General features: G+C 33.4%; 5 protein-coding genes. All 5 read left to right on the top strand.

The annotated features are described in order from the left end of the window. Window positions 1–967: 967 nt before the first annotated feature. Window positions 968–2083, top strand: coding sequence for a citrate synthase (gene citZ, locus BN349_RS13660; RefSeq protein ID WP_019242886.1), 1116 nt, complete (start codon window positions 968–970; stop codon window positions 2081–2083). A gap of 122 nt (window positions 2084–2205) precedes the next feature. After that, window positions 2206–3474 (top strand): NADP-dependent isocitrate dehydrogenase, encoded by a 1269-nt coding sequence (gene icd / locus BN349_RS13655; RefSeq protein WP_019242885.1) that lies wholly within the window; start codon window positions 2206–2208, stop codon window positions 3472–3474. Between the two features lie 287 nt (window positions 3475–3761). Further along, window positions 3762–4694, top strand: a complete 933-nt coding sequence (gene mdh / locus BN349_RS13650; protein WP_019242884.1) for a malate dehydrogenase — start codon at window positions 3762–3764, stop codon at window positions 4692–4694. Between the two features lie 499 nt (window positions 4695–5193). After that, window positions 5194–5907 carry a response regulator transcription factor gene (locus BN349_RS13640; protein ID WP_019242882.1) on the top strand — a complete coding sequence of 238 codons (714 nt, stop codon included), beginning with the start codon at window positions 5194–5196 and terminating at the stop codon, window positions 5905–5907. Further along, window positions 5904–7664, top strand: coding sequence for a two-component system histidine kinase PnpS (pnpS, locus tag BN349_RS13635; protein ID WP_019242881.1), 1761 nt, complete (start codon window positions 5904–5906; stop codon window positions 7662–7664). Before BN349_RS13640 ends, pnpS begins: the two co-directional genes overlap by 4 nt. The last annotated feature ends 294 nt before the right edge of the window (window positions 7665–7958 follow it).

Here is a 7958-nt window from a genome sequence, read left to right as displayed (position 1 = left end):
AGGGGTGCTTTGACTCTTGCGCCTTCCACTCTCATCGATCTAAGAACTTATTAAAAAAAGCAATCTTTTTAAAAAGTTACCTTAGTGAATGAGTGAAAAGAGAGATTTACGAAGATATCGCGTATTTTTCTTTAGCATCAATAGTATTCTTTAACAAAGCTCTTAAAAATACTTTTTTCTATGCTGATGTTTGAACCTTAACAAAGAAATACCTTGGTGGAAATTCGTAAAACTCCTATGTAAGAAGTAAGAAATATCATGAATAACAATGAAATTTGACGTAGTTTTAAATGCTATTAATTTCTCTGTTTATATGGCTTTTTATCTAAAGATTCTAGTGATGATTTTACAAAAAATGGATTATAATAGAAGGAGGAAGTCTGGCTCTTTATAAGTTTATATTATATTTGTTTATAAGTTTATATTATCTTTAAAAAATTATATATTTACAATGTTTTTATGTTCAATAAGGTAACTAACGTGTTTCACTAATGATTGGAAGTTACTGAATGTAACTTAGAGTAGAATTAAAACCCATAAAACTATATTATTATAATTGTTGTGAATTACTGAACTTTTCTAAAAAAATATTAAATTTAAATAATTTAAGAGCTTTTGATTTTCAAAAATATATTTTTTGTTTATAATGTTATTTGAAAGCGTAACCTTTTTCATTTTTTAATTTTAATTTTTGGAATATTATATCTTGTTGACAAAAAAAATGAACTTTTGCTGAGCGAATGAGCATTCGCTCAATTACGTATGTTTATAGAATGCTAGCAAAGGGAAAATAATAATAGTCAATTGGTAAAAGGGGAAAGAGAGATATTTCTTAAAACGTTTTCACTCCAAGAAATATGGATCTAGGGTATCCATCTTGATGAACAGGTAATTATCCATGACTTGTTCATTATATTTTCACTTTTTCATGGATAAAGGGGAATTAATAGAAAAGGAGAGATTCTGTATGACAGTAACAAGAGGTCTCGAAGGAATTGTTGCAACAACTTCATCAATTAGCTCAATTATTGATGATACGCTAACTTACGTTGGTTACAATATTGATGATTTAGCGGTTAACGCTTCATTTGAGGAAGTTATTTATCTTTTATGGCACCGTAGATTACCAAATAAAGCTGAATTAGAAGATTTAACAATTCAACTAGCTAATAATATGGAGCTACCAAAAGAGATTATTGAATACTTTAGCAAGTATGATATTAAAAACGTACATCCGATGACAGCATTACGTACAGCTGTTTCTCAATTAGGCCTATATGATGAGGAATCAGAGGTAATGGAAGAATCAGCCAACTATCGAAAAGCAATCCGCCTACAAGCAAAAATCCCTACAATTGTTACAGCGTTTTCAAGAGTGAGAAAAGGATTAGAACCTGTAGCACCGCGTAAAGATTTAAGTTTCGCAGCTAATTTTTTATATATGATGAGCGGTAAAGAACCGTCTGAAATTGAAGTTGAAGCTTTCAATAAGGCACTTGTACTTCATGCAGATCACGAATTAAATGCATCTACATTTACTGCACGTGTATGCGTAGCTACTTTATCAGATGTTTATTCAGGAGTTACAGCAGCAATTGGAGCATTAAAAGGCCCTCTACATGGTGGAGCAAATGAAGCAGTTATGAAAATGCTGACAGAAATTGGATCTGTAGAAAATGTAGAATCATATATTAACAATAAACTTGACAATAAAGAGAAAATCATGGGATTTGGACATCGAGTTTATCGCAATGGGGACCCACGTGCTAAACACTTAAAAGTAATGTCTGAAAAACTTACTAAGTTAACTGGACAACCAGAATTCTATGAAATGTCAGTAAAAATCGAAGAATTAGTTACTTCTAAAAAACCATTGCCACCAAATGTTGACTTCTATTCAGCATCTGTTTACCATAGTTTAGGTGTTGATCATGATTTAATGACACCAATTTTTGCTGTTAGTCGTACTTCTGGATGGTTAGCTCATATTCTAGAACAATATGATAATAATCGCCTAATTCGTCCTAGAGCAGAATATGTGGGACCAGGAATGCAATCTTACGTACCAATAGAAGAGAGATAATACGGGCGTAATTTTCAAAATATATATTATATATAATATATTAATAATATTTTAAAAAGGTTAGGGGTTGGTTCTTTTACACCAACCCACTAACCTTTGATAATGAGTATGGAGGGAAAAGTATGAGTCAGGGAGAAAAAATCTTAGTACAAAACGGGGAATTACAAGTTCCTAATAATCCAGTAGTTCCATTTATCGAAGGTGATGGAATTGGTCCAGATATTTGGGCTGCAGCAGTAAGAGTGTTAGATGCAGCTGTTGAAAAAGCATACAATGGAGAAAAGAAAATTGTATGGAAAGAAGTTTTAGCTGGACAAAAAGCATTTGACCAAACTGGCGAATGGCTTCCACAAGAAACTCTTGATGTAATTAATGAATACTTAATCGCAATTAAAGGACCTCTTACAACTCCAATCGGTGGCGGAATTCGTTCATTAAACGTTGCATTACGTCAACAATTAGATTTATTCGTATGCTTACGTCCAGTACGTTATTTCGAAGGTGTTCCATCTCCAGTTAAACGTCCTGAAGATACTGATATGGTTATTTTCCGTGAAAATACTGAAGATATCTATGCTGGTATTGAATATGCAAAAGGATCTGACGAAGCAAAAAAAATAATTGAATTCTTACAAAATGAATTTGGTGTAAATAAAATTCGTTTCCCTGAAACTTCAGGAATCGGTATTAAACCAATCTCTGAAGAAGGTACAAAACGTCTAGTGCGTGCTGCAATTAACTATGCAATCAAAGAAGGACGTAAATCTGTAACACTTGTTCATAAAGGTAATATTATGAAATTCACTGAAGGTGCATTCAAAAACTGGGGCTATGAAGTGGCAGAAACTGAATTCGCTGATAAAGTGTTCACATGGAATCAATATGATAAAATTAAAGAAGCTGAAGGTACAGAAGCTGCTAACAAAGCACAAGCTGCTGCCGAAGCTGAAGGAAAAATTATTGTAAAAGATTCTATTGCTGATATTTTCTTGCAACAAATTTTAACTCGTCCAAAAGAGTTTGATGTTGTTGCTACAATGAACTTAAATGGAGATTACATTTCTGATGCACTTGCTGCTCAAGTTGGTGGAATCGGTATTGCTCCAGGAGCAAACATTAACTATGAAACTGGACATGCTATTTTCGAAGCTACTCATGGTACTGCTCCAAAATATGCTGGACTAGATAAAGTTAACCCTTCATCTGTTCTTTTATCTGGTGTGCTTTTACTTGAACACCTTGGTTGGAACGAAGCTGCAAATAGCATTACAGCTTCAGTAGAAAAAACAATTGCTTCTAAAGTTGTTACTTACGACTTTGCACGTTTAATGGAAGGGGCAACAGAAGTTAAATGTTCTGAGTTTGCAGATGAGTTAATTAAAAACTTATAAGATTTATTTGAAAGAAGAGGTTGAGATCTACTCAACCTCTTTTTTTACATTTTTTTATAATGTCTATTACCCATTGTTAAAAGAGGCTGAGATCTACTCGACCTCTTTTGCTTTACATATTTTTATAACTTATAATACTATAGGTAAAAAGAGGTTATGTTTAATTAAGTTTCTTGATTTTACATATTTTTCAAAATGTATAATACCTATAGGTAAAAAGAGGATGTGTTATTACTCAATCTCTTAGCCATACATATTTCTTAATCAAAAAGGGGGAGACAATAATAATGTCACGTAAAAAAGTTTCTGTAATCGGTGGAGGCTTCACTGGAGCAACAACAGCATTTTTCTTAGCGCAAAAAGAATTAGCGGATGTAGTATTAGTTGATATTCAACCAATGGAAAATCCTACAAAAGGGAAAGCTCTAGATATGTTTGAAGCTAGTCCAGTACAAGGTTTTGATGCAAAAGTAATTGGTACTTCAAATTATGAGGATACAAAAGATTCAGATATCGTTATTATTACAGCTGGTATCGCACGTAAACCAGGTATGAGTCGTGATGACTTAGTTCAAACAAACCAAAAAGTCATGAAGGCTGTAACAAAAGATATTGTTAAATATTCTCCGAATTGTACGATCATCGTATTAACAAACCCTGTTGATGCTATGACGTATACTGTATATAAAGAATCAGGTTTCCCTAAAAACCGTGTTATCGGTCAATCAGGTGTACTAGATACGGCTCGTTTCCGTTCATTTATTGCTGAAGAATTAAATATTTCTGTAAAAGACATCACTGGTTTTGTTCTTGGAGGACATGGTGATGACATGGTTCCTTTAGTAAGATATTCATATGCTGGTGGAATTCCTTTAGAAACATTAATCCCTGCAGATCGTCTTGAACAAATCGTCGATCGTACTCGTAAAGGGGGAGCTGAAATCGTAAACCTTTTAGGTAATGGTAGTGCATATTATGCCCCAGCAGCTGCGCTAGTTGAAATGGCAGAAGCAATCCTGAAAGATCAGCGTCGCATTCTTCCTTCAATCGCATACTTAGAAGGGGAATATGGTTTAGATGGTATTTATCTTGGAGTTCCAACAGTGCTTGGAGCTGGTGGTATTGAAAAAGTTATCGAATTAGAATTAACAGAAGATGAAAAAGCAGCTTTAGCTAAATCTGCTGAATCAGTTAAAAATGTTATGAACGTTTTAGCGTAAAAATTATATAAACAAGTAATGTAAAGGGGCTTTCTGAAAAGTGATTTATTATCATTTTTCAGAGGCCCCTAAGCTCTATGATATCTACAGTTTTTATGGATTCGATTTGTATAAGTGTATTAGCGCTTTGTCCTGTGCATCACTTTATTTTACTCTTTGCTCTGAGATAAGGAAGGGTATGAAAGTCGCATAAAATCTAAAAGGTTGTCCATTCACATTTTGAGGGAAACTGGTGAAGTCCTAACATGAGTCTTTGTTAGTACATTTTGTATGTTATTATCTTTGGAGTTATGGGATTTTTCCTGGAATTTATTGGGTTAATAAGAAACTTTTTAACCAGTTATAAGTATTGTTGTTGTCGAATGACAATAATTCCATTAACATAATGAGTATATATGGATGCTTCGTAGAGAAGAAATCATAATAGTATTACATGATATGGATGAAAATGGGGTCTTTTCTTTCATTTTAGGGGTTAATACGTATTCAGGAGGAAGTTATGTCAAAAAAAGTTCTTGTAGTTGATGATGAGCAATCTATACTTACATTGCTGCAATATAACCTAGAACAAGCGGGTTTTGAAGTAATAACAGCAGCAGATGGAGAAGAAGCTATTTCAATGGCGGAGGCTGAAAATCCAAATTTAATTGTCTTGGATTTAATGCTTCCGAAACTAGATGGGATTGAAGTGTGTAAATTACTACGGCAACGAAAGATGAATGTGCCTATTTTAATGTTAACAGCGAAGGACGATGAATTAGATAAAATTCTTGGTTTAGAATTAGGTGCGGACGATTACATGACAAAGCCGTTTAGTCCAAGAGAAGTAGTTGCTCGTGTGAAAGCTATTTTAAGACGAGCGAACATCCCAAAAGAAAGCACTGAAGAAGATGATGATGGGGATGCTATTAAAATAGTTGATTTAGTTATTTTTCCTGAGAAATATGAAACGTATTTTAAAAATAATAAACTAGAATTAACTCCTAAAGAATTTGAATTGTTATTATATTTAGCGAAACATAAAGGAAGAGTTCATACTCGAGATCAATTATTGAGTACAGTTTGGAATTATGATTTTGCTGGTGATACAAGGATTGTTGATGTGCATATTAGCCATTTGAGAGAGAAGATAGAAGAGGATACGAGAAAACCAAAATATATAAAGACTATAAGAGGTCTTGGTTATAAATTTGAGGAGCCTAAGGATAGATGATTAAGTTTCGTTCGAAGCTTTTACTTGCCATAGTAGCCTTTACGGCTGTCTCAATGGTTGGATTAGGCGTCTTATTGGTACAGCTTTTTGGAAATTATAATTATGAACATTATGAGAATCATTTAAAACGTCAATTGCATTCTATTACAGATTATATGGAGAATAATGGAGGTATCTCTGCCTTTACTGGTAGTGATGATACTGACATGACAGCAGCTTTAAAATTAGTGGATGACGATTTAGCAATTATATCAAATGACGGCAAAGTCATTTATTTATCAGGAACTCCTCAAGGATTACCATTAAATAGACATAAACAGATACTAGAAAGTATCGCTCAAGAAGGAAAAGAGGGTCATAGAGAGATAAGCGGTGGGTTTAATGTTCATTATTTTTGGTCTCCTATAAAGATAGAAAATGGTACGACGGAAGGTTATGTTGTCCTATCAAACCAATTTGACGAAATGAAAGAGCTGAACTATAAGTCGTGGCTCATACTTTTGGGTGTGGTTGCATTTTCTTTAATTATTGTCAGTATTATTGCTGGGAAGATTGCTTCCAGATTTACTAAGCCTATCGAAGCTGCAACTGATACTGCAATAGAGCTGGCGAAAGGTAATTATCGTGCTCGAACATATGAAAATCCGACAGATGAAACGAAGCTATTAAGTGCCTCTATTAATATATTGGCGAGAAATCTTCAAGAGATGGAAACGTCAAGAGAGATGGAGCAAGATCGTTTATTTACACTTATCGAAAATATAGGTAGTGGTGTTTTGCTGATAGATAGCAAAGGATCTATTACGTTAATGAACAAAACATATAAACAATTGTTTAATGTATCGTCTTCGGATCTTTTATATCATTTGTATTATGAAGCGATTCCTTTTAAAGAAGTAATCTTGCTTATTGAAGAGATTTTTATGACAGAAAAAAGCGTGAAAAAACAAATGATGCTTTCTTTAACTATAGAAAGAAAAAATTTCGAGGTATATGGAGCTCCTATTATTAGCCATAGTGATGAATGGAAAGGAATTGTTCTTGTTTTTCATGATATTACGGAATTGAAGAAATTAGAGCTGATGCGGCAGGATTTTGTTGCTAATGTTTCTCATGAATTGAGAACTCCCATTACGTCAATTAAAGGTTTTTCAGAAACATTATTAGATGGTGATTTAAAAGACGAAAGAACGATGAGAGATTTTCTAACGATTATTTTAAATGAAAGTGATCGCCTGCAAGCGTTGATTCAGGAGCTTCTTGAACTTTCTAAAATTGAAAAGCAAGAATTTGTGTTAAATATATCGAAGCTTGATCTCAATGCATTATTGACAGAAACGGCAGCTATGTTTACAAGGAAAGCTGAGAAAAAAGGTATTTCATTACAAATTCAACTAGCTTCTCATCCTGTTATTATCAATGCAGATCCATACCGAATAAAGCAAGTATTAATCAATCTTATAAGTAATGCACTAAATTATACTCCTGCTGAAGGGAAAGTAGAGGTTTTGATTAGGGATAATGAAAAATATGCCTATGTTGAAGTGAAAGATACCGGGATTGGCATCGATAAGAAAGAAATTCCTCGTATTTTTGAAAGGTTTTACCGTGTAGACCGAGCCAGAAGTAGAAATTCTGGAGGAACGGGTCTTGGTTTAGCTATTGTTAAGCATTTAATAGAAGCTCATAAAGGGGAACTAGAAGTTATTAGTGAACCAGGAATAGGTACTAATTTTATCATTAAGCTAAGAAAATGAAACGACTATTGAACTTAACATAAACTTAACATTGGATTTATTTTTGCTTTACATCAAATGCCTATACTTGTAATTGAAGAACCCCTTCATCCAAGAAGATTTCAAAAGGCAAGGACATGACCCGTCCTTGCCTTTTGCCGTTTTAACTGTTAATTCCACAACTTTTATTTCAAACTTTTTTTAAAAGAAAATGGTGTTTGAATTGAGACTGTACCGAAAAAACTCTAAATTGTAAAAAAGTTAGTGAGCTGATTTTTATTTGTTCCTGAGAACGTGCTAAAATAGAAGGAAGTT

Origin of the sequence: Bacillus sp. AP8 (assembly GCF_000321185.1) — a bacterium.
GTDB classification, from domain to species: Bacteria; Bacillota; Bacilli; order Bacillales; family DSM-1321; genus Bacillus_AD; species Bacillus_AD massilioanorexius.
This window is presented reverse-complemented; position numbering and strand designations above follow the sequence as displayed.